The following is a 23,965-nucleotide window of genomic DNA, read 5'->3' on the forward strand; positions in this document are numbered from 1 at the left end:
CCGCTCCGCCAGCCGTTTGCACAGCATCCGGCCGGCGCTTTCATTGGGGCGCCCGCTCCGGCGCTACCGGCTATGCATACACCCATCACCCCCACCAGGCTCGAAGCCCAATCCGAACTGCGCCGACGCCTACGTTCGCGCCACCTGATGATGATCGCCCTGGGCGGCGCCATCGGCACGGGGCTGTTCGTCGCGTCCGGCGCGTCCATTGCCCAGGCGGGCCCCGGCGGCGCACTGCTGACCTACACGCTGATCGGCGTGATGGTCTATTGCCTGATGACGAGTCTTGGCGAGCTGGCGGTACATCTGCCGGTCTCGGGCTCGTTCGTGACTTACAGCCGCCTGTATGTCGAAGAAGGCTTCGGCTTTGCGCTCGGATGGAATTACTGGTTTGCGCTGGCCGTGTCCGTGGCCGTGGAACTAGCCGCCGCGCAACTCGTGATGAAGTACTGGTTCCCGGGTGTCTCGGGCATGGTCTGGAGCGCCGCATTCCTGCTGCTGATGTTTGGCCTCAACGCCTTTTCCGTGCGTGGCTTTGGCGAGGCGGAATACTGGTTCTCGATGATCAAGGTAGTGACGATCGTCGTGTTCCTGCTGATCGGCCTCGCGATGATCTTCGGCATCATGCATGGCGGCCCACAGTCGGGTTGGCAGAACTTCACCGTGGGTGATGCGCCGTTCGTGGGCGGGGTGCCTGCCATGGTGGGTGTGGCGATGATTGCGGGATTCTCGTTCCAGGGTGTCGAGACCATCGGCGTGGCCGCCGGCGAGGCGGAGAACCCCTCACGCACGATCCCGCGCGCCATCCGCCAGACGTTCTGGCGCATTCTGCTGTTCTACGTGCTGGCAATCCTGATCATCGGCGTGCTGCTGCCGTACACCGACCCGAACCTGCTGCGCAATGAAGCGACGGACGTCGGCGTCAGCCCGTTCGCGCTGGTGTTCCAGCATGCGGGCCTCGCGTTTGCGGCCGGGATGATGAATGCGGTGGTGCTGACCGCGCTGCTGTCGTCCGGCACGTCGAGCCTCTATGTGTCGACGCGGATTCTGTACGATTTGGCGCTCGAAGGCCAAGCGCCGCGCTGGTTTGCCAAGGTGTCTGCCAATGGCGTGCCGCATCGCGCGCTGCTGGCCACGTCCGCTGTTGGCGCGCTGTGCTTCTTCAGCTCTTTGTTTGGCGATCAGGTGGTCTACCTGTGGCTGCTGAATACGTCTGCGGTAACGTGCTTCATCGCCTGGTTCGGCATAGCGCTGGCGCACTATCGATTCCGCAAGGGATTCACGAGCCAGGGCCACTCAGTGGAGCAACTGGCGTATCGGTCGCCGTTCTTCCCATTCGGGCCGATCATGGTGGCGATCCTGTGCGCGGTGATCATCCTTGGGCAGAACACCAAGGCACTGTTTGCACCGGTGGACAACTTCGGCGCCTTCATCGCAACGTATTGCGGCGTGATCCTGTTCGTGGCGATCTGGCTGGCTTACCGCTGGAAATTCAAGACGCGATTCGTGAAGTACACCGAGATGCAGTTCAGCCCGGCGCATCTGCAACAACCCGAACCTACAAACGTCACTGCGACGGGCGTGGTTGCCAACTAGGCAAAACAAAAAAGGCCCGCACGGTTGTCCATGCGGGCCATCTTTTCAGTGTGGTTGAACGTCCGGCCTTTACACCTCCAGCCACTCCTGCCGGACTTTGGCATCGGCTTTCAACTGCTGGGGCGTTCCCTCAAACACAATCTGCCCGTGCCCCATCACATACACGCGTTGTGAAATATCCAGGGCAATGGCCAGTTTCTGTTCCACCAGCAGCACGGAGATGCCCCGCTCCTTGAGCGTCTTCAGATACTCGCCCACGAGCGTCACGACCAGCGGCGCAAGGCCCTCGGTCGGCTCGTCGATGATGATGAAGTCGGGATCGCCCATCAGCGTGCGGCACAGCGTCAGCATCTGCTGCTCGCCGCCTGACAGCACACCTGCCGCGGTGTTCTCGCGCTCCTTCAAGCGCGGGAACATCTGGTACATGTCTTCCACCTGCCAGCGCGGCTTGGGTTGACCGGGGTTGCGTTTCTCGCCAAGCAGCAGGTTCTGCCGGACGGTCAGCGTAGGAAAAATGTCTCGGTTCTCGGGCACATAGCCGATGCCCTTGTGCGCCACTTCAAAGGTTCGCAGGCCGCTGACGTTCTTGCCGCGCAGCAGGATTTCTCCTTCGTGCCGGACCATGCCCATGATCGACTTGGCCAAGGTCGAACGCCCCACCCCATTGCGCCCGAGCAGCGCAACGATCTCGCCCTCGCCTACGTGCATGTCGACGCCGTGCAGGATGTGGCTCTTGCCGTAGTACGCGTGCAGGTCGCGCACCTCCAACATCGGAGTATTCGTTGCCATCAATGCGCTCCTGCAGGTTCGTCCAGCGTGGTGCCCAGGTAGGCTTCCTTCACGCGCCGGTTGTTGCGAATGGCTTCGGGTGTGTCGGTGGCGATCACTTCGCCGTAGACGAGTACGGAGATGCGGTCGGCGAGGCCAAACACCACGCTCATGTCGTGCTCGACCATCACCAGCGTCTTGCCCACCGTGACCTTGCGGATAAGCTCGACCGCATGGTCGGATTCGGAGCGGCTCATGCCGGCCGTGGGTTCATCCAGCAGAATCACGTCGGCACCACCGGCGATGGTGATGCCGATTTCCAGCGCCCGCTGCTCGGCGTAGGTCAGCAGGCCTGCAGCGGCCTCACGCCGATGCGTCATGCCGATCTGCTCGAGTACTTCCTCAGCGCGCTCGCGTGCGTCGCGCAGCTCTGCCAGCTTGTGCCAGAACGAATACTTGTAGCCAAGCGACCAGAGCACCGCGCAGCGCAGGTTCTCGAACACCGACAAGCGATGAAAGATGTTGGTGATCTGGAAGCTGCGCGACAGGCCCTTGCGGTTGATCTCGAACGGCGCCAGCCCGCTGATCTCTTCGCCGTTCAGGCGTACGCTTCCCGAACTGGCCGGGAAGCGGCCCGAGATCAGGTTGAACGTGGTCGATTTGCCGGCGCCGTTCGGTCCGATGAGCGCATGGCGCTCGCCCTTGCCGATGGTGAGGTTGACCCCCCGAATGATTTCAGTGGCGCCAAAGCGCTTGCGAACATCGCGCAACTCGAGCGCAGCGGTCGGCCCAGATGTCGGTTGGCTCATGGTTGCGGCTCCTGCAATGCGTTGTCCCAAGCGGTGCGCAGCTTGCCCGCTGCGGCACGCAGGCCGAAGGCGCCCACCAGCCACAGCACGGCGGCGGCAATCCACGGCTTCAAGGTAGTCGGTTCGACGGTCAGGCCGAACAGCTTCGCGACACCACCGGAGGCATCGTCCTGCACGGCGTAGATCATTTCCACGGTGGAAATCAACGCGACCAGCAGGATGACCGCCGGCACGATCGCCACGCCATAAGCCGGCAGCAGCGTCTTGAGCTTGCCGCGTCGCAGGATCGGCAGATGTATGACCAAGAGGCTGGCGATTCCGCCCGGCGCGTACATGACCATCAACACAAAGAACAGCCCCAGGTACAGCAGCCACGCCTTGGTGATACCCGAGAGCGCAACGGTGAAGAACACCGTGAGCACAGCGCCGATGATCGGCCCGAAGAAGCTGCCCATGCCGCCAATGAACGCCGCCAGCAGCACCGAGCCTGAGCGCACCGCCGACACGTTCTCGGCCGTCACGATCTCAAAGTTGATGCACGACAGCGCGCCGGCAATGCCAGCGAAGAACGCCGACAGAATCACTACCAGGAAGCGCACGCGCTGCGTGTTGTAGCCGATGAACTCCACGCGCTCGGGGTTGTCGCGCACCGCATTGGCGATGCGGCCCAGCGGCGTCTGCGTCCATGCGTACATCAGCGCCATCGAAATCAGGCACCACGCGGCGATCAGGTAATACACCTGCCGCGCCGGCCCGAACGTTACGCCCAGCAGCGCGTCGCCGATGCTGCGGTTGGTCGACACACCGCCCTCGCCGCCAAAGAAGTCCGGGAACATCAGCGCGCTGGCGAACACCATCTCGCCGATACCCAGCGTGATCATGGCGAACGTCGTGCCGGATTTTTTGGTGGTGACGTAGCCGAAAATTACGCCGAACAGCGCGCCGCCCAGGCCACCCGCAATGGGCAAGAGTGCGACGGCGAGCGGCCCGCCCATGCCCAGTGCCTGCATGGCGCCGATCTTGTTGAGCACGTGCACGGCCATGAAGGCGCCCAGGCCGGCATACACCGCGTGCCCGAACGACAGCATGCCGGACTGCCCCAGCAGCATGTTGTACGACAGCGCGAAGATGATCATGATGCCCATCTGCGAAAGCAGCGTGATGGCAAAACCCTGCGGCCAGATGAGCGGCAGCACGATCATCACCAGCGCAGTGGTGCCCCAGAGCATCCAGCGGGCAAGATTGACCGGCTTGAATTTCATCGTCCGCGCTCGATCGTTGGCCGGCAGCGCGGTTTGTTGTTGCGCTTGTTGGTGCATGGTGCGTTCCATTTAGCTCTCCCGCGTACCCATCAGCCCGCGCGGGCGGAAGATCAGCATCAGCACCAGCAGCAGATATGGCAGCACCGGTGCGACTTGCGCAATCGTCAGGTTCCAGACCGAGATGAGCGGCACGTCGGGGTTGAGCGTGACACCGATCTTCCCGAGCACGCTGGTCACCGAAATATCAAGCGTGACGGCAAAGGTCTGGATGCAACCGATCAGCAGCGACGCAACGAACGCGCCCACAAGAGACCCCATGCCGCCCACGACCGCCACCACGAAGACGATGGAGCCGACCGCTGCCGCCATCGATGGCTCGGTCACGAACGCGTTGCCGCCAATCACGCCCGCCAACCCGGCCAGCGCACAGCCGCCGCCGAATACCAGCATGAACACGCGCGGTACGTTGTGACCCAGCGCTTCGACCATGTCCGGATGCGTAAGCGCAGCTTGAATGACGAGCCCGATACGCGTGCGCGTGAGCAGCAGAAAAATGCCAACCAGCATCAGCAGCGACACCAGCATCATGAAGGCGCGGTACTTGGGGAACGACGACGTGAACAGCGTGAACAGCGGGCCGTCCAGTGCATCCGGCACGCGGTACGGCACGGCGGGCAGGCCCCACACCAGCTTCACGCCTTCTTCAATCAGATAGGCCAGTCCGAAGGTAAACAGCAGTTCGGCCACGTGGCCATAGCGGTGCACCGTGCGCAGGCCGAAGCGCTCGACAACTGCGCCCAGCGCGCCCACCAGCAGCGGCGCCACGATCAACGCGGGCCAGAAGCCCAGATAGCCGCTGACGACATAGGCGAAATACGCGCCCAGCATGTAGAAGCTGGCGTGTGCAAAATTGAGCACGCCCATCATGCTGAAGATTAGCGTCAGGCCCGAAGACAACATGAACAGCAGCAGCCCGTAGCTGATGCCGTTCAAGAGATTGATGACTAGAAATTCCACGCTGCAGCCCTTCCAGCAGATTCGGCGGAGGACGGGCGAGCGCATCAATGCGCTGGCCCGTGGACTCCGTTTAAAACATCGCCGCACGATAGCATCGGACGGCCCTTCGGCACACCACCCGCCGCCTTACTGTGGACGCTTCATCTGGCAGGAAGTCGGCTGCGACGCGACGTACTGGTCGAGCACCGCATCGGTCTTCCAGCCGTAGCCGGTGTTTTCCTGGTCGAACTTGACGTTCTTGCCGTTTGTTTTTTCCCAGGTGGCGATGTAGAGCGGCTGCTGGCCCTGGTGGTCGGACGCGCGCATCTCGAAGGTGCCGTTCAGGCTGTCGACCTTCATGCCTTCGAAGGCCTTGGCCACCTTGGCAGGCTCGGCCGACTTCGTCTGCTTGATGGCCTTGGCCAGCATGGCGATGCCGGTGTACGACGCCATGAGGTAGTAATCGTCGTTGTACTTCTTCTTGTAGCCCTCGACGATATCAGCGCCCTTGTAGCCGTCGTTGTTGACGTTCCAGTAGCCCACGTATTTCACATGATCTGCCCCTGCGGAGCCCATCGCTGTCGGCACGCCCGTGGTCGAGGCGTAGTACGTATAGAAGTTCGCGTTCAGGCCTGCATCCTTACCGGCTTTGATGAGCAGTGCCAGGTCGCTGCCCCAGTTGCCGGTGATGACGGTGTCGGCACCCGACGACTTGATCTTCGAGACGTATGGCGAGAAGTCCTTCACCTGCGCCAGCGGGTGCAGGTCTTCACCCACGATCTCGATGTCTGGACGCTTGCGCTTGAGGTATTCCTTGGCCGCACGCGCGACCTGATGGCCGAACGAATAGTTCTGGTTGATCAGGTAGACCTTCTTGACCTTCGGATCTTTCGCCAGGAAGCTGGTCAGCGCTTCCATCTTCATGTCGGAGTTGGCGTCCAGGCGGAAGTGCCAGTAATTGCACTTGCTGTTCGTCATGTCCGGATCCACCGCAGCGTAGTTCAGGTAGACGATTTCCTTACCCGGGTTACGCTCGTTGTACTTGGCCACGGCGTCTTCCAGCGCCATGCCCACGCTCGAGCCGTTGCCCTGCACGATGTAGTGGATGCCCTGATCGGCCACCTGCTTGAGCGCCGTCAGGCTTTCCTGCGGCGAGAGCTTGTTATCGAAGCCCACCACTTCGAACTTCGTGCCGTCGCCGGCCCAGTTCTTCTGCGTGGCGAGTTCGGCGATGTACTGCCAGCTGCGCAACTGGTTCTGACCCAGCGCGCCCATCAGGCCGGACAACGGATCGATCCAGGCGATCTTCACGGTTTCGGCGGCGGACGCTGCAGTGGGCAGAGCTGCCCCACCGATTGCCGCAACACATGCAACAGCCACAACCAACGGACGGAACTTCGTCATGCGTGTCTCCTTCATGTGGTGGAGCCGCCGGCGAGTCACTCTCCGCATGCCTCTGGTGGGCGTGCGGCTGCTTGCGTCTCCAGGTTGCAACGCGCCCGGGCTTCATCCCGCTGCGTCGACGTGTCCATCGCGCGGCGGCCGGCCCTGATCCGGTTGTCTTACGTCCGCCGTCCTCGTGCCGGGGTGACCCCGTGCACGGGCGGCAGTTTCTATATGTAGCTAAGCCTGTACAGCGGGGAACTGATAATCCTTGAACTGCTCGCGCAGCTTCAGCTTCTGCATCTTGCCGGTGGCCGTGAGCGGAATTTCGGTGACAAACACCACGTCATCCGGAATCCACCATTTGGCAACCTTGCCTTCGAAGAACTTGAGCATCTCCTCACGCGTGAGTTCCACACCGGGCTTCTTCATCACCACCAGCAACGGGCGCTCGTCCCACTTCGGGTGGTAGCACGAGATGCAAGCGGCCATGTGCACGCCGGGGTGCGCAGCGGCCACGTTTTCCACATCGATAGACGAAATCCACTCACCGCCCGACTTGATCACGTCCTTGCTCCGATCTGTGATCTGCATGTAGCCATCGGCATCGATATTGGCCACGTCGCCCGTCGGGAACCAGCCATCGACCAGCGGCGATACCTCGTTGCGGTAATAGCTCTGGATGGTCCAGGGCCCGCGCACGTAGAGGTCGCCGAAAGCCTTGCCGTCCCACGGCAGTTCGTGGCCTTCGGCATCGACGATCTTCATCTCGACGCCGTAGATGGCGCGGCCCTGACGCTCCAGCACATGCTGCTTGGCCTCGTCCGGCAGGTCGGCATGCTTGCCCATCAGCTTGCACGTGGTGCCCAGCGGGGACATTTCGGTCATGCCCCACGCGTGGATGACTTCCACGTCCAGCTCGTTGAGTGTGCGGATCATGGCCGGCGGCGCTGCGGAACCACCAATGACCGTGCGGCGGAACGTCGAGAATTTCAGCTTGTTGGCCTGCACGTGTTGCAGCAGACCGAGCCACACGGTCGGCACGCCAGCCGAGAACGTGACCTTTTCCTGCTCGAACAGTTCGAACAGCGAAGCACCGTCCAGTTTCGGCCCCGGGAAGACCAGCTTGGCGCCCACCAGCGGCACCGAATACGGCAGCCCCCACGCGTTGACGTGGAACATCGGCACCACCGGCAGGATCACGTCCTGCGCCGAGCACCCAAGCGCATCCGGCATGGCTGACGCATACGAGTGCAGCACCGTGGATCGATGCGAATACAGCGCGCCCTTGGGGTTGCCCGTGGTACCAGACGTGTAGCACAGGCTGGAAGCGGTGTTCTCGTCGAATTGCGGCCAGGTGTAGTCGGCGCTCTGCGCATCAAGCAGCTCTTCGTAGCAGAGCATCGGCACGCTGGAGGTGGGCATGTGCGCGCGATCGGTCATTGCCACCCAGCCCTTCACGTTCGGGCAATGCGGCGCGATGCCCTCGACGAGCGGCACGAACGTCAGGTCGAAGAAAACGTATTGATCGTCTGCGTGATTGACGATGTAGGCGATCTGGTCAGGAAACAGCCGCGGGTTGATGGTGTGGCACACCGAGCCCGAACCGGAGACGCCGTAATAGATTTCAAGGTGGCGATAGCCGTTCCAGGCCAGCGTACCCACACGCTCTCCGGGCTGCACACCGAGTGCGGCCAGCGCATTTGCCAGTTGCTTGGAGCGGTCTCGCACTTGCCGGTACGTGGTGCGATGGATATCGCCCTCGACACGGCGCGACACGACTTCAGTCGAACCGGAATTGCGCGCTGCATGTTCGATGATGGTCGAGATGAGCAACGGAGTGCTCATCATTTGTCCCATCAGGGCCATGGTGTCTCCTAGAAAAAACTGAACAACCGTTCTATTTTTTGGCCGATTGTTCCCGTGATCGTCAAGCACGTCAACGGGATATTGTTGTGCGCTGCCACATCGGCCCCCATGTTTACCCGGCCATCTGAAAAATCCTGCGAATCGTTGTGGTGCAAGGGTTCGCAGGCTGCAGCTTTTTTTACTTGCAAGTACAATACGCGATAGCGTTGCTGCGTCTCAACATGGCGTTTTCCCCTACGCAGAGCGCATTTTGCTGCGTTGCAAAGCGCACAACTTTTGAGGATTCGGCACTGTTTTTGCGCCGTTTCCTGTGTTACCCGCCCTCTGCCCGGCCGCCCCATCCCATGACTGCCTCCCCCGCCGCCTTGCCTGACGATTCCCTTGCGAGCCCCTTCGACTGGCCTGGCCGCCCCGCAGCAGCCCCCGGTTTCTCGGCACTGGGCGAACGCTTTCTTACACGCCTGCCCCCGATGCCCATGCCTGCGGGAGCGATTGGCGAACCGTATCTGGTCGGGTTCTCGCCAGACGCCGCAGCGTCGCTCGGCATCTCGCGCGCCGAACTCGACACCGCTGCGGGGCTGGCCGTATTCACCGGTAACGCCGTCGCCACCTGGAGCGACCCGCTCGCCACTGTCTATTCAGGCCACCAGTTCGGCGTGTGGGCAGGCCAGTTGGGCGATGGCCGTGCGCTGCTGCTGGCGGAATTCCAGACCGCCGACGGCCCCTACGAAGTCCAGCTCAAAGGTGCCGGCCGTACGCCGTATTCGCGCATGGGCGACGGGCGCGCCGTGCTGCGATCGTCCATTCGGGAATTCCTCTGCTCGGAAGCCATGGCAGGCCTCGGCATTCCGACCACGCGCGCCCTGTGCGTGACCGGCGCTGACGCCCCCGTGCGCCGCGAAGAGATCGAAACCGCCGCTGTTGTTACGCGCCTCGCAACGTCCTTCGTGCGCTTCGGTCATTTCGAACACTTCGCGGCCAGCGAACAGCTGCCCCAGCTTCGCGCACTCGCCGATTACGTCATCGACCGCTTCTACCCCGCCAGCCGCAGCGAGCCGCAACCGTATCTCGCCCTGCTGCGCGAAATTGCCCGCCGCACCGCTGAACTGATGGCCGACTGGCAGGCCGTTGGCTTCTGCCACGGCGTGATGAACACGGACAACATGTCGATCCTCGGCCTCACGCTTGATTACGGCCCGTTCGGCTTCCTGGACGGCTTTGACGCCAACCACATCTGCAACCACTCTGACAGCGGCGGCCGTTACGCCTACGCCCAGCAGCCGCAGATCGGCTACTGGAACCTGTTCTGCCTCGCGCAGGCGTTGCTGCCGCTGTTTGGCGAAGATCCCCACGTTTTCGTCGATTTGAGCGACGAAGCGCAGGCTCAACCCGCCATCGATGCCGCGCAAAACGTATTGCTGACCTACCGCGACGTCTACGGCGCGGCGTTCTACGCACGTTATCGCGCCAAGCTTGGCCTCTCGACCGCACAGGACGCAGACGAGGCGCTCTTCGGCGACTTGTTCAAGCTGCTGCACAATCAGCGCGCCGACTACACATTGTTCTTCCGCCACCTCGCCGAGGTGCGCCGCGATGACACGCCCGCCGCGGCAGAAGCGCGCACCGTCCGCGATTTCTTCTTCGACCGCGCCGCCGCAGACGTATGGCTTGCCGCTTATCGGCAGCGCTTGCAGGCCGAACCGCAATCCGACGACGAGCGCGCGGCCGCCATGTACCGCGTCAACCCGAAATACGTACTGCGCAACCACTTAGCTGAAATCGCCATCCGCCGCGCCAAGGAAAAGGATTTCTCCGAAGTCGAAAACCTGCGCGCCGTGCTGGCCCGCCCGTTTGACGACCACCCCGGCTTCGAGCACTACGCGCAGCCCGCGCCGGACTGGGCATCGTCATTGGAAGTGAGCTGCTCGTCGTGATGCGCCGGAACTGACACCGTGCTCTAATCCGCGCCTGTCAGGATTGCCGCTGCCGCACGACAAAACAACGTCAGCCGCTCGATCGCTCCATCCCGCGGTTGCCGAATCCAACAAGGAGTCTCATCACCATGACCGTCAAGAAATCCGACGCCGAATGGCGCGACCAACTCTCCGACATCGAATACCGCGTCACCCGCGAAGCGGCCACCGAACGCCCCTTCACCGGCAAGTACTGGGACCACTGGGAGCGCGGCGTCTATAACTGCGTCTGCTGCGGCACGCCGCTGTTTGAATCGTCGACCAAGTTCGATGCGGGCTGCGGCTGGCCGAGCTATTTCCAGCCCATCAACGGCGAGGTGATCGACGAGAAGACCGACCGCTCACACGGCATGCTGCGCATCGAAGTGCAGTGCAAGAATTGTGGCGCGCACCTCGGCCACGTGTTCGAGGATGGCCCCGCGCCCACTGGGCTGCGGTATTGCATCAACTCGGCTGCGCTAAACTTCGGCGATTGATCTTTCCCTAATCATCGTCCGTATAGGCCCGCACAAGCGCGTTCCCGCATGAAATTCCTGTTCGATCTGTTCCCGGTCATCCTGTTCTTTGCTGCCTTCAAGGTGGCCGGTATTTATGTGGCGACCACCGTCGCGATGGTCGCCACCGTGCTGCAGATCGCCTGGGTGTGGTTCAAGCACCGCAAGGTCGACGCCATGCAGTGGCTGTCGCTGCTCATCATCGGGGTGTTTGGCGGCGCAACGCTGATCTTCCACAACGAAACCTTCATCAAGTGGAAGCCGACGGTGCTCTATTGGCTGTTTGGCGTTGTGCTGTTGGGCAGCGTGGTGGTCGTTCGCAAGAACCTCATCCGCGCCATGATGGAGCAGCAGGTATCGCTGCCCGAAACGATGTGGGGCCGCCTGAACCTGGTGTGGGCGCTGTTCTTCCTGGTCATGGGCTGCCTGAACCTTTACGTGGCCTACAACTTCGACACCGACGTGTGGGTCAACTTCAAGCTGTTCGGCTCGATGGGCCTGATGGTGGTATTCATCCTTGCGCAGAGTGTCTGGCTGGCGCGCCACATGCAGGAGCGCCCGGCCAACGCGGCCAACGCGGCCAACGACGCCAACATTGGAGACGACCGGTGATGGCTGCAGATCCGCGAGAAATCGAACGCCTTCTGCGCGAGGCCTTCCAGCCCGTCCAACTGGTCGTTGAAGACGACAGCGCCAAGCACGCCGGACACGCCGGCGCAGCCTCCGGCGGCGGGCATTACAACGTCGAAATCGTCAGCGCGGCCTTTGCCGGCAAGAACCGTTTGGCCCGTCATCGCATGGTGTATGATGCGCTGCACACGCTGTGGCCGGCGGCGATCCATGCGCTGGCGATCCGCGCGGTCACTCCCGAAGAAAACACGTAAGCGCATTCCACGCTCACTCGTCCTTCCCTCGAACGCAATCCCATGAAGATTTCCAGCCTCACTGCCAGCCTGCTGGCTGCTGCCCTTGCTGCGACCGTTGCTCCCGCCATGGCGCAAAATGCTGCGGTGGTCAACGGCAAAGCCATCCCGAGCGCCAAGGTGGACGCGCTGATCAAGAAGTCGGGCCAGCCCGAATCGCCCGAACTGCGCGCCAGGGCCCGCGACATGCTGGTCGACCGTGAACTGATCGAGCAGGACGCGGCCAAACGCGGTCTGCTGGAGCGTGACGACATTCAGGAACAACTCGCTGCTGCGCGCCTGAATGTGCTCGTGGCCGCCGAGTTCGAAGACTACGTCAAGAACAGCCCTGCCACCGAAGACGAACTGCACAAGCAGTACGACAAGATCAAGGCGCAGTTCGGCAACGGCAAGGAATACCACGCCCACCACATCCTGGTGGACAAGGAAGGCGACGCGAAGGCCATCATCGCCAAGCTCAAGGCCGGCGCCAAGTTTGAAGACATCGCCAAGGCGCAATCGAAGGACAAGGGATCGGGCGCCAACGGCGGCGATCTGGACTGGGCGAACCCGGGCACCTACGTGCCGGAATTCTCGGCCGCTCTCACCGGCCTGAAGAAGGGGCAGATCACCCAGACGCCGGTCAAGACGCAATTCGGCTGGCACGTGATCCGTCTGGACGACACGCGCGACGCCAAGATCCCGTCGTACGAAGACGTCAAGCCGCAGTTGCTCGAGATGATGATGGGCGACCAGAACTGGCAACGCAGCAAGTTCCAGGCGATGCTGAAAGACCTGCGCGAAAAAGCGAAGATCCAGTAAGCAGAGCAGCCCGTTGGGGCAGTGAAAAAAGGGGCCGCGTGCCCCTTTTTGATTTGATGGCGGCGTTGCATCGCACGCAACCGGAATCCCCTCCCTGCCCCAGGTTTTCTTTTGAAGTGTTTGCTGAAAAGCATTGCGATTTGGCCGATAATGTGCGCCCACGCGCGCCGGCATTGCACTGCTTCGGTGCGCTCAAGAATCAAGACAGTCTTACAAAACCAACCACGCCGGCACGGGCATATCCCGCCCGCCGCCAGAGCGAAACCACCCAAAAGGAAACAGGAGATCCTTATGTCCACGTTCAAGCACGCCTTCCGCATTGCCGCGCTCGCAGCCATTCCGATGGCGCTGCTGCACACCGCACCGGCACTGGCCCAGGCCACCAAGTCGGTCGAAGTGCTGGCCATCGTTGAGCACCCCGCGCTCGACGCCATCCGCGATGGCGCCAAGGAACAACTCAAGGCCGAAGGCTTCGACGCAGGCAAGAACCTGAAGTGGGAATATCAGAGCGCGCAAGGCAGCACGGCCACCGCCGCGCAGATCGCCCGCAAGTTCATCGGCGACAAGCCGGACGCCATCGTCGCCATCGCTACCCCGTCGGCGCAGGCCGTTGTGGCTGCCACCAAGTCGATCCCCGTCGTGTATTCGGGCGTGACCGATCCGGTTGCCGCACAACTGGTCAAGAGCTGGGCGCCGACCGGCACCAACGTGACCGGCGTGTCCGACAAGCTGCCGCTGGACAAGCAGATCGCGCTGATCAAGCGTGTGGTGCCGAATGCCAAGCGTGTCGGCATGGTCTACAACCCGGGCGAAGCAAACTCGGTCGTGGTCGTCACCGAGCTGAAGAAGCTGCTGTCGGCGCAAGGCATGACGCTCGTCGAGTCGGCAGCTCCGCGTACCGTGGATATCGCGCCGGCCGCCAAGAACCTGATCGGCAAGGTCGACGTGATCTACACGAACACCGACAACAACGTGGTGTCGGCGTACGAATCGCTGGTGAAGGTGGCCAACGAAGCGAAGATCCCTCTGGTGGCCGGCGATACCGACAGCGTCAAGCGTGGCGCCATCGCTGCACTGGGCATCAACTACTACAAGCTGGGCCAGCAGACCGGCAAGGTCGTCGCCCGCATCCTGAAGGGTGAGAAGCCGGGCGCGATTGCGTCGGCCGGCAGCTCCGACCTGGAGCTGTTCGTGAACGAAGGCGCAGCCAAGAAGCAAGGCGCCACCCTGTCGGCGGACCTGCTGAAGGACGCCAAGGAAGTCATCAAGTAACTCGCAAGGCGCCGGGCCGGCCTCCGCCCGACGGAGCCGGCCCGGCGCGGGTCTGCCTGCCCGAGCCCCAACGCGGCTATCCGCCGCATCATGGCCGGGCGCTTACGCTCCTACCCGAAAGCGTCCCCGTTCATTGCACACCGGCCGGTGCCCAATCGCCGCGCCCTATTCCGTCATGTCACTGTTTTCATTGCTCGGCGCCCTGGAGATCGGTTTGATCTTCAGCCTCGTGGCGCTCGGGGTGCTGATCTCCTTCCGCATCCTCAACTTCCCTGACCTCACAGTCGACGGCAGCTTCCCGATGGGCGGCGCCGTGGCGGCCACGCTCATCGCCAGCGGACACGATCCGTTCATGTCGACGCTGGGCGGCACGCTGGCCGGTGCCGTTGCCGGCTTCATCACGGGCTGGCTCAATGTGCGCCTGAAAATCATGGATCTGCTCGCCAGCATCCTGATGATGATCGCGCTGTACTCGGTCAACCTGCGCATCATGGGCAAGCCAAACGTGCCGCTCATCTCCGAGCCGACGATCTTCTCGCTGCTACAGCCGGAGTGGATGCCCGACTACGTGTTCCGCCCGGTGCTGCTGGGTGTGGTCGTGGTGGTCGTCAAGCTGCTGGTGGACTGGTTCTTCTCGACGCAGATCGGCCTGTCGCTGCGTGCCACGGGTGCCAACCCGCGCATGGCGCGCGCACAGGGTGTCGCCACGGGCGCGGCCACGCTGGCTGGCATGGCGCTGTCCAACGCCCTGGTGGCGCTCGCTGGTGCGCTGTACGCGCAAACGCAGGGCGGCGCCGACGTGTCGATGGGCATTGGCACCATCGTCATCGGCTTGGCCGCCGTCATCATCGGCGAGACCGTGCTCCCCGCACGCCGCCTGGTGCTGACCACGCTGGCCGCGGTGGTGGGCGCGATCCTGTATCGTTTCTTCATCGCCCTGGCGCTCAATAGCGATTTCATCGGCCTGCAGGCGCAGGATCTGAACATGGTGACCGCCGCGCTGGTGGTGATCGCGCTCGTGCTTCCTGGTGTGCGCCGCAAGGTGTTCGGCAAGTTAGCCAAGACCACTACCAAGGGGAACTGACATGCTGAGCGCACAAGGACTCACCCTCACCTTCAACCCGGGCACGCCGATTGAGACGCGCGCGCTGCGCGGCCTGTCGCTGGACATTCCGGCGGGCCAGTTCGTGGCCGTGATCGGCTCGAACGGCGCCGGCAAGTCGACGTTCCTGAACTCCATCAGCGGCGACCAGCTGGTCGACTCCGGCAGCATCACCATCGACGGTGTAGACGTCACGCGCAAGACCGCGTGGCAACGCGCTGACAAGGTTGCCCGAGTGTTCCAGGACCCGATGGCCGGCACCTGCGAAAACCTGACCATCGAAGAGAACATGTCGCTGGCCATGTGCCGCGGGCAGCGTCGTGGTTTCTCGTTCGCCACCAACCGCAAGTGGCGCGAGATCTTCCGCGAGCAACTGCGCCGGCTGGACCTCGGCCTGGAAAATCGCCTGACCGATCGCATCGGTCTGCTTTCGGGCGGCCAACGCCAGGCCGTGAGCCTGCTGATGGCCTCGCTGCAGCCGTCGCGTATTCTGCTGCTCGATGAGCACACCGCCGCGCTCGACCCGAAAACGGCCGCCTTCGTGCTTGAGCTGACTGCCAAGATCGTGTCTGAGAGCAAGCTGACGACAATGATGGTGACGCACTCCATGCGCCAGGCGCTCGACTACGGCGATCGCACGGTGATGCTGCACCAGGGCAACGTGATCCTTGACGTGCAAGGCGAGGAGCGCCGTGGCCTGGACGTGCCGCACCTGCTGCAGAAATTCGAGGAAACGCGCGGTGCCAAGGTGGACGACGACGCGCTGTTGCTGGGCTGAACCAACCGCTGCTTTTCAACGCGCCAGAGAAACGGGCACCTTCGGGTGCCCGTTTTCTTTTGGGGCAAGCGCATCAATGTCGCATTCGACGTTCGATTTACTATCACTTGTTCTGAATTCTGATTTTGAAAATTAGAAACGGTTTTCAGAACCGTCTCATGTATTTGCAGCATCGCTTTTGGCAGCCTTTGGCAGGTTTGCACGTATTTCATTTTGTCGATTACCTGCCAAAGGAGCCCCTTCATGGACGGCCTAGATCATTTGCCGCTTTCTGGCCGGACCATTTCCGTTTCAGGCGCGGCATTGCCCATGCTTCTTGGGCAACCCACCTTGGTGTTTTCAAGTCTGTCCGGCACGGACAATCTCAACGAACTGTTCGAATACGATCTGGAACTGCGCACGCCGGATGAACGTAACGCAATCTATGGCCCCGCAGCCGACCTTGACAAAAAGACCCTGGAGGGCACCGAAGTTACGATCCGGATTGAACTGGATGGCTCGGGCATCGGGTTGCAAAGCGGCACGGGTGCAGGCACACGCGAGATCACCGGGATCGTCACGCGGGTGCGCGGCCCCTATCTGGTAGGCCGACATATCGCCTATCGCCTCACACTGCGGCCCTGGTTATGGCTTGCAACGCTGCGCTCAGACTACAAGATCTACCAGGAAATGAACGTTGTTCAGATTCTGGATGCGTTGCTGGGAAATTACATCTACCCGGTAGAAAAACGCCTGGATGTGCGGAGGTACCCGAAAAGGGTCTTTCAGCAACAGTATGGCGAGACGGACTTCGCCTACTTCCAGCGCCTCACTCAAGAGTGGGGAATTTCCTGGTTCATGGCCCATTCCGGCGGGCGGCAACGCCTTGTGCTAACCGATAGCAATAGCGCATTCGGGCCCTGCTCAAGCGCCGCATATCACACGATCCGCTGGCAGGCCACACGCCACCGCATCGACGAAGAACATGCCCATGAATTCGAACTCATTGACCAGCTTGTCTCGGGCGAGTGGCGTACATCGGACTACGACTTTGGCAAGCCTCGTGCCGACCTGAGCATTCGGGACCTCGACCCGCGCGAGACTGCGCACTCAACGCACAGTCTCTACGAATACCCCGGCGACCACAGCCAGCCGGCAACCGGCAGCGACCCATGGGACGAAGGCCGATTCATCGCTCGCATTCGGATGGAGGAAATCCGGCAGCATGGATTGCGCGGCAAAGGCAATGGTAACTTGCGCGCAATGGTGCCGGGCTGCACCTTCCACCTCGTTGGTTTTCTTGAACAGGAAGCCAACCGTGAATACCTCATCTTCGGCACCAAGCTTCGCATTGAAGACATCGGCGAAACCACGGGAACCGGCCAGCAATGGCGTTGCGAAGTGGAATTCGAGGTACAGCCAACCAACGAAATATTCCGGCCCGCACGCACGCAGCACAAGCCACGTATGTCTGGCCCGATCCAAGCGCGTGTCGTCGGCCCGGCAGGACACCCGATACATACCGATCAGTACGGGCGCATCAAGGTGCAGATGCCGTACGACCTGTACGGCAACAACGACGAGCACAGCTCATGCTGGGTACGCGTTGCCAATGCGTGGGCGGGCAATCGCTTTGGCGCCATGCACCTGCCGCGGGTCGGGCAAGAGGTCTTGGTAATTGGCATTCATGGCGACCCGGACTGCCTCGTCGCCACCGAGCGCGTCTACAACAAGATGAACCTGCCGCCGTGGGTCCTGCCTCAAATGCAAGCGCTCTCGGGTTTTGCGAGCCAGGAATTGCCCGATGGAGAAGGCCACGGTGGTGTCCGCCAAAACAGGATTCTGGCGGATGACACACCGGGGCAACCCCAGGCTCAAATCGGCTCGGACTTTCAATCATCGGAATTGGCCCTCGGTCATATCGTTGCGATTCCTGACTGGCAGGGGCGCAGGCATAAGCGCGGTGAGGGCTACGAGCTGCGCACCGATGCGTGGGGAGCCATGCGGGCATCCATGGGCATGCTTCTAACCACCTACAAGCGCAATCACGGCGACGACTACGCGCTAAGCATGGGCGATATGGTGGACGCCTTGCAACAAGCGGAGTGTCAGACCGAACAACTGGCCGACGCCGCTCAGCAGGCCGATGCCCAAAATGGTGAGCAAAAGGAAATCGCCAAGGCCATGGCTCGCCAGCACGCCGCGCTCAAGGGAGATGGACCGCTCAAGGAATTCACGGCCCCTCAGCTGGCGCTGACGAGCCCCGTGGGCATCGCCACCTCAACACCGGGCCTGACCCACCTGCAGAGTGGCACGCATCTCGCAATTACCACCGGAGACCATGTATCCGTCACAGCTGGCGGAGGATTCTTCGCCAGCGTGCGGCAGGCATGGCGTGTCTTTGTCTACGAGGCAGGAATGCGCTTTGTTGCTGCCGCCGGCAACATCAATGTGCAAGCCCTCAAGAATTCCATTCACCTGCTCGCCAAGCTCGAAATTACCGCCACCGCCGAGAAGATCACCATCAAGGCCAAGCAGGAGCTGCAACTCAACGGCGGAGGCAGCTATATCAAGTTGACCACCGGCGGTATCGAAAACGGCACCGAAGGTGCGTGGAAAGTCTACGCCGCCAGTAAGAACCTCACCGGCCCAAGCAGCATGCCCGTCGACCTCAAGCCCAAGCAGGTGTGCCTTGAATGCCTGCTAAAGGCCGCCATGCGCAATACCGCCGTGGTGCCCCGCTAACCCCCTCCAACTTTTCATCAACCATCATCGAACTGATTATGCAAAATTCCTATCAAGCGCACCGACCCTCTTTTGCCTTTGTCGCAGCTTCCTGGGCGGCACTACTGGCCGGCTTTCTTGCGTTTCTTGTTGGACTCTTCAATGCCAACATGCAGTTGAATGAGCGGGGCTACTACTTCACCGTGCTCGTCTACGGCCTCTTCGCCGCTGTGTCGGTACAAAAGAGCGTGCGAGACCGGCTCGAAGGTATCCCCGTCACGGGTATCTACTACGGCCTGAGCTGGGTTTCCGTGCTTCTGGCTGTGCTGCTCCTGTGTGTAGGTCTGTTCAATGCCACGCTTGCCCTGAGCGAAAAGGGTTTCTACGGCATGTCGTTTGCCCTTGCACTGTTCGGCGCCATTGCCGTGCAAAAGAACACGCGCGATATCCAGGCAGCCCAACCACTCGTCATTGATCCGGCCCTGGTACAGCACGTTCCGGATGCCAGCGCATTCGCCCGCCAAGACGACTAGCACGCCCAGCAAGCCCTCCGGCTCGCAAATGTCGCTCCGCCACCGCGAGCCGGCCCCTCTCTCAGCCATCCCAAAGAGTGCAATGTCAGGAAACGAAAACACGGTTCATATCTATGTGCTGGCAGATGGCGCTGCTTACCCCTTGCGCCTGGCCGCCTTGCTGCGCGAGGCGGGCACTGAATTCCGCAACGTCTACGCCGGCTTGCCAGAAGAAGAAGCAGGAGATGCCTCGCTCTTCCTTGCGCGGGTGGCTGACGCCAACGCACCGTGGCTGGCCGAGCTAGATGCGATGGACTTGCAGGCTCCATGCCTCACCTTGATCTGGAGCCGTGCTGATATTGATCCGCTCGCGCGCCACCTGCGTCAATTCCTGATTGCCGACATCGGCGATGGCATGACGGCGTTGATCCGCTATTACGACCCCCGCAACCTGCTGCTCGCAATGGAAGTCTGGGGCGATGAAATCAGCGACAAGCTCATGGAGCCCATCGAGCAGTGGAAATACCGCGGCCACAGCGAAAGCTGGGAACGCATTGATGGGCCGGCGAATAGCGGCGCCACGCAAACCGTTCCGCTTTCGATTCAACTCACCCAAGAGCAACTCGACCGGCTTGTGCAGCACTGCGAGCCCGATCAATTGCTCGCCGCATTGGTAGAGAGCGGCACAGCACCGCAGGATGGCCCTTACCTCCCCCGGTTCTCGGATTTCCTGCATCGCTACCAGAAAGCTGCTGCATGGGGTTTAACCGAACCCGCTGACAGACTGCGCTTTTGCGAGCTGTCCTACCAATACGGCCCAGCTTTCGACGAACACGGCAGCGTTCGCATCGCATTGGAAAAGCGCATGCATAGCGGCAGCTCCATGGCGGCATGTGAAGAAGGCATTCACCCTGCAACGTGGGAGCAATTGCTTACGAAAGCCAAGCGCTCGAGATAGCCGAATGCATTTGAAAGAACCTATCACAAGGGATTGCGGTGCCTCATACGGAAAGCGCGTGCGCATCCGTCTGTCCTTATTCGAAACATCAGCTTATGAAAACCCAATCGATAAGGGCACTTTTGCTGATCAGCCTCGCCCTCCTTGCCGGCTGCGATGACCGCGCAGCCATGGCGGCACGGGACGATGGCGACCCCATGCAATACGGCGGCGTCAGCGGATTGAACTACACGCCCTACTACATCCACACCTTCAACGTGAAAGGTCACGATGACAACGGCATCAGCGGCGGCGGACCAAATATTCAGCCTGCCAGCCCAGACAACATGCCGTCCGGAGGAGGCAAGGAAACGTGTTGCGCTTCCTTCCCCAAGAAATGGCGTCCTGGCCTAAAGGTAACGGTGCGGTGGATTGCCAACAAGAAGCTAGACGGTATTGCGTGGGGGGCTTGGTACAAAGCCGAAGCGGAGGTGCCGGAGTATGGCACCGCCACCTACGGGATGTGGGCCATCTTTCTGCCGGGCGATCGAGTCAAGGTCATGATCAAAGATGGCAACGCAAACGGGCATAACCGTGTATGGGCTCGCCCTGCTGATGATGACCCTTATGTAGGAACCGGGACAGTCGACGAGGAACTCACGCGTCAAGACGAAGAGCGTCGCGAGAAGCAACGTCAAATGAAGATCGCTCGGGAAGCCGAGTTGGCCCGCGAGGCCGAACTCAGTAAGCAACATGAGACCACCCAATGAAGTCTCCTGCGAACAAACCAATCACATCCTCCTGTTCTTGAATTGGAACATCAGCCTATGAAAACCCAATCGATCAGGTCACTTTTGCTGATCAGCCTCGCCCTCCTTGCCGGCTGCGATGACCGCGCGGCCATGGCGGCACGGGATGATGGCGACCCCATGCAATACGGCGGCGTCAGCGGATTGAACTACACGCCCTACTACATCCACACCTTCAACGTGAAAGGCCACGATGACAACGGCATCAGCGGCGGCGGGCCAAATATTCAGCCTGCGCGCCCCGATAACATGCCGTCTGGTGGCGGGGGGGACAAATGCTGCGCTTCCTTCCCCAAGAAATGGCGCCCCGGCTTGAGGGTAACGGTGCGGTGGATTGCCAACAAGAAGCTAGACGGTATTGCGTGGGGGGCTTGGTACAAAGCCGAAGCGGAGGTGCCGGAGTATGGCAATCGAACTTTTGGAATGTGGGCACTATTTTTGCCAGGAGATCGAGTCAAGATCGTCATTCGGGATGGCAAGGACGATGGACCTAGCAGCATCGTCGTCAAGCCCAGCGACGATGACCCGTATGTAGCGGTTGGCACGGTGGACGCAGAACTCACGCGTCAAGACGAAGAGCGGAACGAGAAGCAACGTCGAGTGAAGGCCGCTCGAGAAGCCGAGTTGGCCCACGAAGCCGAACTCAGAAAGCAAGAGGAGACGAACCAATGAAGGTCTTAAGCTGGCCCACTAGGATGCCCGATGGTGGCTTGCTCGCAGAAGGAAAAGCCGCATACGACCACGGCAAGAGCAAGGTGATTGACCCACTCGGTTCCTGCGAACAAACCATTCACATCAGCCTATTCTTTGATGGAACCAACAATAACGATGACGAGGACAACGCTGATTTCCGGGATTCCAGGTGGCAGGCGCATACCAATGTGGCGCGCCTTTACAACGCGGCGCGAGAAGAACCTTTGCATGGAATCTACCGGCACTATATCGCGGGCGTCGGCACCATCTTCAGAAAGCTCGGAGAACTCGAATACTCATCTACAGGCAAGGCGTTTGCACGTGGCTACGGCTGGCGATGTGTTTGGGGTTATACGCGTGTCCTCAATTCAATCCACCGAGCCATTCATGGCCCCGGCGGTGAGAGTCTGATTGATGATGACGAAGCCAAGCGCCTCTGCCATTCCACCGCTGACGGCTACCGAGGCTTCTCCAATCTCTTCGACATGACACACCGCAAACTCGCCGGCATCCAACGCGACAGGCAACGCGACTGCCAGCGCAACAAGATGGTCAAGCAGGTGTGGATCAACGTGTTTGGCTTTTCGCGCGGTGCAGCCTGCGCGCGTTCGTTCATCGGAAAGCTCACGCGCGATTGGGCACCGAACGGCAAGATTGCGGGAACGATCCCCTACCAGATCAACTTCATGGGGTTGTTCGATACCGTGGCATCCGTGGGGCCACCGGATTCGGTGCGGGCGGCATTTGATTTCGATACGTTCGATGGCCACTTTGCGTGGTCCAGCGGCGGCCTCATGAACATTCCCAGAGACGTCAAACGCTGCGCCCATTTTTTCTCCATTCACGAACAGCGCATGAGTTTTCCGCTGGATACCATCATGGAAGGCCAAGCCTATCCGGGCGGCGCTGGCCAAAGGCTGGAAGTGGCCTACCCCGGTGTGCATTCAGACGTCGGCGGCGGTTATCCGCCCGGTGACCAAGGAAAGGCCCGCGCTGGCGATGCCGACAAGCTCAGCCAGATTCCGCTGCATCACATGTATATAGAGGCGTTGCGCTGGGGTGTGCCTCTCATGCTGAAAGACGACATCGTTCGCAGCCAAGGTGAGCAGCATGATTTCGTCCTGAGCTCGTCGGTCGTCAATGCCTTCAATGCATGGCTGGACAAAATGGGCGAAATATCGACCGTGACAGATGCCATGCGCATCGGCATGCGGCAGAACCTTGCATGGCGCACGCTGCGCGCACGCTGGAACACTGGCGACTATCTCACCAATCGACCGTTCTTCAAGGCTGCTTCTGAAGACAGCTTGACGCCGTATCAACTGGAATTGCAGGTCGACAAGGCAACGGAAACCGATGCAGAAACCTTGAAGTTGCGCCAGCGCATCAAGGAATTGGCCGCAGGTAGCGCCACTGCAGGGCTGGAAAATGCTTCACAGGGCTACGCCAGTGCGGCGAAGAGAGCGGCCCAGATGGAACAGGCTGCCGAACGAGACAAGAAGATGCAGGCAGCCTGGGACGCCATGGCACGCAGGCGGGAGCAACTCTGCCAGGAAATCGCCAGAAAGAAAGACAAGACCCGTCCTGGCGAAGGTGCGGATGAAACCGTCACTAATGATCAGCATGACTTGCGGGAGAGCGCGGAAGAATTCCGCCTGCTGCTTGGCTATCTTCATCCAGAACGGCAAGCCGAGCTTGGCGTTGAGAAACTGCCATCACCGTTGATGGCCAAGATGGAGCGATCTGGGCTCGGCCCGGTTGGCATTGGAGCCGCAGCCTACGATGCCTACAAGAATGCAGCCCAATTGCTTTACGTGCGGCGAGATCGGAATCCGGACAGCGGGCGTATCAAGCTGGTAGACAAAGACATGCATGTGCGAACAGGCCCAGTGGTCGCCGGCGCGCTCAAGACCAAGGCATTTCTCCCAGAGCGCTACGACGTGTTGGTGCTGCCAGCACGCGAAATGGTTGAAAAGCTACGGGAATGGACCGCGCCCAAAGCGGTAGAGCAGTTTGAGCGCCAGAACCGAGCCATCATCGCCCTCTTCGATGACTATATCCATGACAGCCGCGCATGGTTTCGCATGCCGTACTTTCATGAGTACTCGCCAGGCGGGTATGGCTGGGCGCGAGTGTTCTTTGTTGGCAACGACAACGCCGTCAGGCATTTGGGCTTGGCGGAAGATGCGCGCGCGGCGGAACAAGCTGAACGAATAAAAGCGCTCGTGCGCCGTATCAACGCCGGCCCAACGCCAACGCTCGATGAAATGCTGATGGGAGATTGA

At 61.1% G+C, this 23,965-nt stretch carries 21 protein-coding genes; 15 read left to right on the forward strand and 6 right to left on the reverse strand.

All coding sequences use genetic code 11. The annotated features are described in order from the left end of the window. Positions 1 to 72: 72 nt before the first annotated feature. The gene (locus RP6297_RS07010; RefSeq protein ID WP_009277509.1) at positions 73 to 1,596 is read left to right on the forward strand and encodes an amino acid permease; all 1,524 of its coding nucleotides are present in this window, start codon (positions 73 to 75) and stop codon (positions 1,594 to 1,596) included. Positions 1,597 to 1,665: 69 nt separating this feature from the next. On the opposite strand, the gene RP6297_RS07015 is transcribed toward RP6297_RS07010, so the two are convergent. The 6 genes from RP6297_RS07015 to RP6297_RS07040 all read right to left on the reverse strand — a co-directional run bounded on the left by RP6297_RS07015 (position 1,666) and on the right by RP6297_RS07040 (position 8,683). Next, the gene (locus RP6297_RS07015) at positions 1,666 to 2,385 is read right to left on the reverse strand and encodes an ABC transporter ATP-binding protein (protein ID WP_009238104.1); all 720 of its coding nucleotides are present in this window, start codon (positions 2,383 to 2,385) and stop codon (positions 1,666 to 1,668) included. Beyond that, positions 2,385 to 3,173, reverse strand: a complete 789-nt coding sequence (locus RP6297_RS07020; RefSeq protein WP_009238103.1) for an ABC transporter ATP-binding protein — start codon at positions 3,171 to 3,173, stop codon at positions 2,385 to 2,387. The genes RP6297_RS07015 and RP6297_RS07020 overlap by 1 nt, the downstream gene beginning before the upstream one ends. Continuing rightward, a complete protein-coding gene (locus RP6297_RS07025; protein ID WP_009238102.1) occupies positions 3,170 to 4,504 on the reverse strand; it encodes a branched-chain amino acid ABC transporter permease in 1,335 nt (444 codons plus the stop codon). Before RP6297_RS07025 ends, RP6297_RS07020 begins: the two co-directional genes overlap by 4 nt. Further along, positions 4,505 to 5,452 (reverse strand): branched-chain amino acid ABC transporter permease, encoded by a 948-nt coding sequence (locus RP6297_RS07030; protein WP_009238101.1) that lies wholly within the window; start codon positions 5,450 to 5,452, stop codon positions 4,505 to 4,507. It abuts the gene before it with no gap. A gap of 126 nt (positions 5,453 to 5,578) precedes the next feature. Then, positions 5,579 to 6,835 carry a branched-chain amino acid ABC transporter substrate-binding protein gene (locus RP6297_RS07035; protein WP_009238100.1) on the reverse strand — a complete coding sequence of 419 codons (1,257 nt, stop codon included), beginning with the start codon at positions 6,833 to 6,835 and terminating at the stop codon, positions 5,579 to 5,581. Between the two features lie 219 nt (positions 6,836 to 7,054). After that, positions 7,055 to 8,683: a 3-(methylthio)propionyl-CoA ligase gene (locus RP6297_RS07040; protein ID WP_009238099.1), complete on the reverse strand. Its 1,629-nt coding sequence runs from the start codon at positions 8,681 to 8,683 to the stop codon at positions 7,055 to 7,057. A gap of 344 nt (positions 8,684 to 9,027) precedes the next feature. Here RP6297_RS07040 and RP6297_RS07045 point away from each other — a divergent pair, with 344 nt between their 5' ends. The 14 genes from RP6297_RS07045 (at position 9,028) to RP6297_RS07110 (ending at position 23,965) form a co-directional block, all read left to right on the forward strand. Further along, on the forward strand, positions 9,028 to 10,617 hold the full coding sequence (locus RP6297_RS07045; RefSeq protein WP_009238098.1) for a protein adenylyltransferase SelO: 1,590 nt from the start codon (positions 9,028 to 9,030) through the stop codon (positions 10,615 to 10,617). Positions 10,618 to 10,745: 128 nt separating this feature from the next. After that, a complete protein-coding gene (gene msrB / locus RP6297_RS07050; protein WP_009238097.1) occupies positions 10,746 to 11,132 on the forward strand; it encodes a peptide-methionine (R)-S-oxide reductase MsrB in 387 nt (128 codons plus the stop codon). Between the two features lie 48 nt (positions 11,133 to 11,180). Next, positions 11,181 to 11,762 (forward strand): septation protein A, encoded by a 582-nt coding sequence (locus tag RP6297_RS07055; RefSeq protein ID WP_009238096.1) that lies wholly within the window; start codon positions 11,181 to 11,183, stop codon positions 11,760 to 11,762. Next, positions 11,762 to 12,034 carry a BolA family protein gene (locus tag RP6297_RS07060; protein ID WP_009238095.1) on the forward strand — a complete coding sequence of 91 codons (273 nt, stop codon included), beginning with the start codon at positions 11,762 to 11,764 and terminating at the stop codon, positions 12,032 to 12,034. The genes RP6297_RS07055 and RP6297_RS07060 overlap by 1 nt, the downstream gene beginning before the upstream one ends. A gap of 42 nt (positions 12,035 to 12,076) precedes the next feature. After that, on the forward strand, positions 12,077 to 12,874 hold the full coding sequence (locus RP6297_RS07065; protein WP_009238094.1) for a peptidylprolyl isomerase: 798 nt from the start codon (positions 12,077 to 12,079) through the stop codon (positions 12,872 to 12,874). A gap of 291 nt (positions 12,875 to 13,165) precedes the next feature. Then, a complete protein-coding gene (locus RP6297_RS07070; protein WP_009238093.1) occupies positions 13,166 to 14,146 on the forward strand; it encodes an ABC transporter substrate-binding protein in 981 nt (326 codons plus the stop codon). Between the two features lie 175 nt (positions 14,147 to 14,321). Continuing rightward, positions 14,322 to 15,230, forward strand: coding sequence for an ABC transporter permease (locus RP6297_RS07075; protein ID WP_009238092.1), 909 nt, complete (start codon positions 14,322 to 14,324; stop codon positions 15,228 to 15,230). 1 nt (position 15,231) lies between these two features. Then, the gene (locus RP6297_RS07080) at positions 15,232 to 16,026 is read left to right on the forward strand and encodes an ABC transporter ATP-binding protein (RefSeq protein ID WP_009238091.1); all 795 of its coding nucleotides are present in this window, start codon (positions 15,232 to 15,234) and stop codon (positions 16,024 to 16,026) included. Between the two features lie 243 nt (positions 16,027 to 16,269). After that, a complete protein-coding gene (locus RP6297_RS07085; protein WP_009238090.1) occupies positions 16,270 to 18,750 on the forward strand; it encodes a type VI secretion system Vgr family protein in 2,481 nt (826 codons plus the stop codon). Between the two features lie 38 nt (positions 18,751 to 18,788). After that, entirely contained in the window at positions 18,789 to 19,262 is a 474-nt protein-coding gene (gene yiaA, locus RP6297_RS07090) for an inner membrane protein YiaA (protein ID WP_037027430.1), read from the forward strand. A gap of 82 nt (positions 19,263 to 19,344) precedes the next feature. Next, positions 19,345 to 20,199, forward strand: a complete 855-nt coding sequence (locus RP6297_RS07095) for a DUF4123 domain-containing protein (RefSeq protein ID WP_009238088.1) — start codon at positions 19,345 to 19,347, stop codon at positions 20,197 to 20,199. Positions 20,200 to 20,294: 95 nt separating this feature from the next. Next, a complete protein-coding gene (locus tag RP6297_RS07100) occupies positions 20,295 to 20,948 on the forward strand; it encodes a DUF3304 domain-containing protein (RefSeq protein WP_199517406.1) in 654 nt (217 codons plus the stop codon). Positions 20,949 to 21,005: 57 nt separating this feature from the next. Further along, complete coding sequence (locus tag RP6297_RS07105; RefSeq protein WP_009238084.1) at positions 21,006 to 21,659, forward strand: DUF3304 domain-containing protein; 654 nt, start codon at positions 21,006 to 21,008, stop codon at positions 21,657 to 21,659. After that, positions 21,656 to 23,965, forward strand: a complete 2,310-nt coding sequence (locus tag RP6297_RS07110; protein ID WP_009238083.1) for a T6SS phospholipase effector Tle1-like catalytic domain-containing protein — start codon at positions 21,656 to 21,658, stop codon at positions 23,963 to 23,965. Before RP6297_RS07105 ends, RP6297_RS07110 begins: the two co-directional genes overlap by 4 nt.

This window comes from Ralstonia pickettii (assembly GCF_016466415.2).
Classification (GTDB): Bacteria; Pseudomonadota; Gammaproteobacteria; order Burkholderiales; family Burkholderiaceae; genus Ralstonia; species Ralstonia pickettii.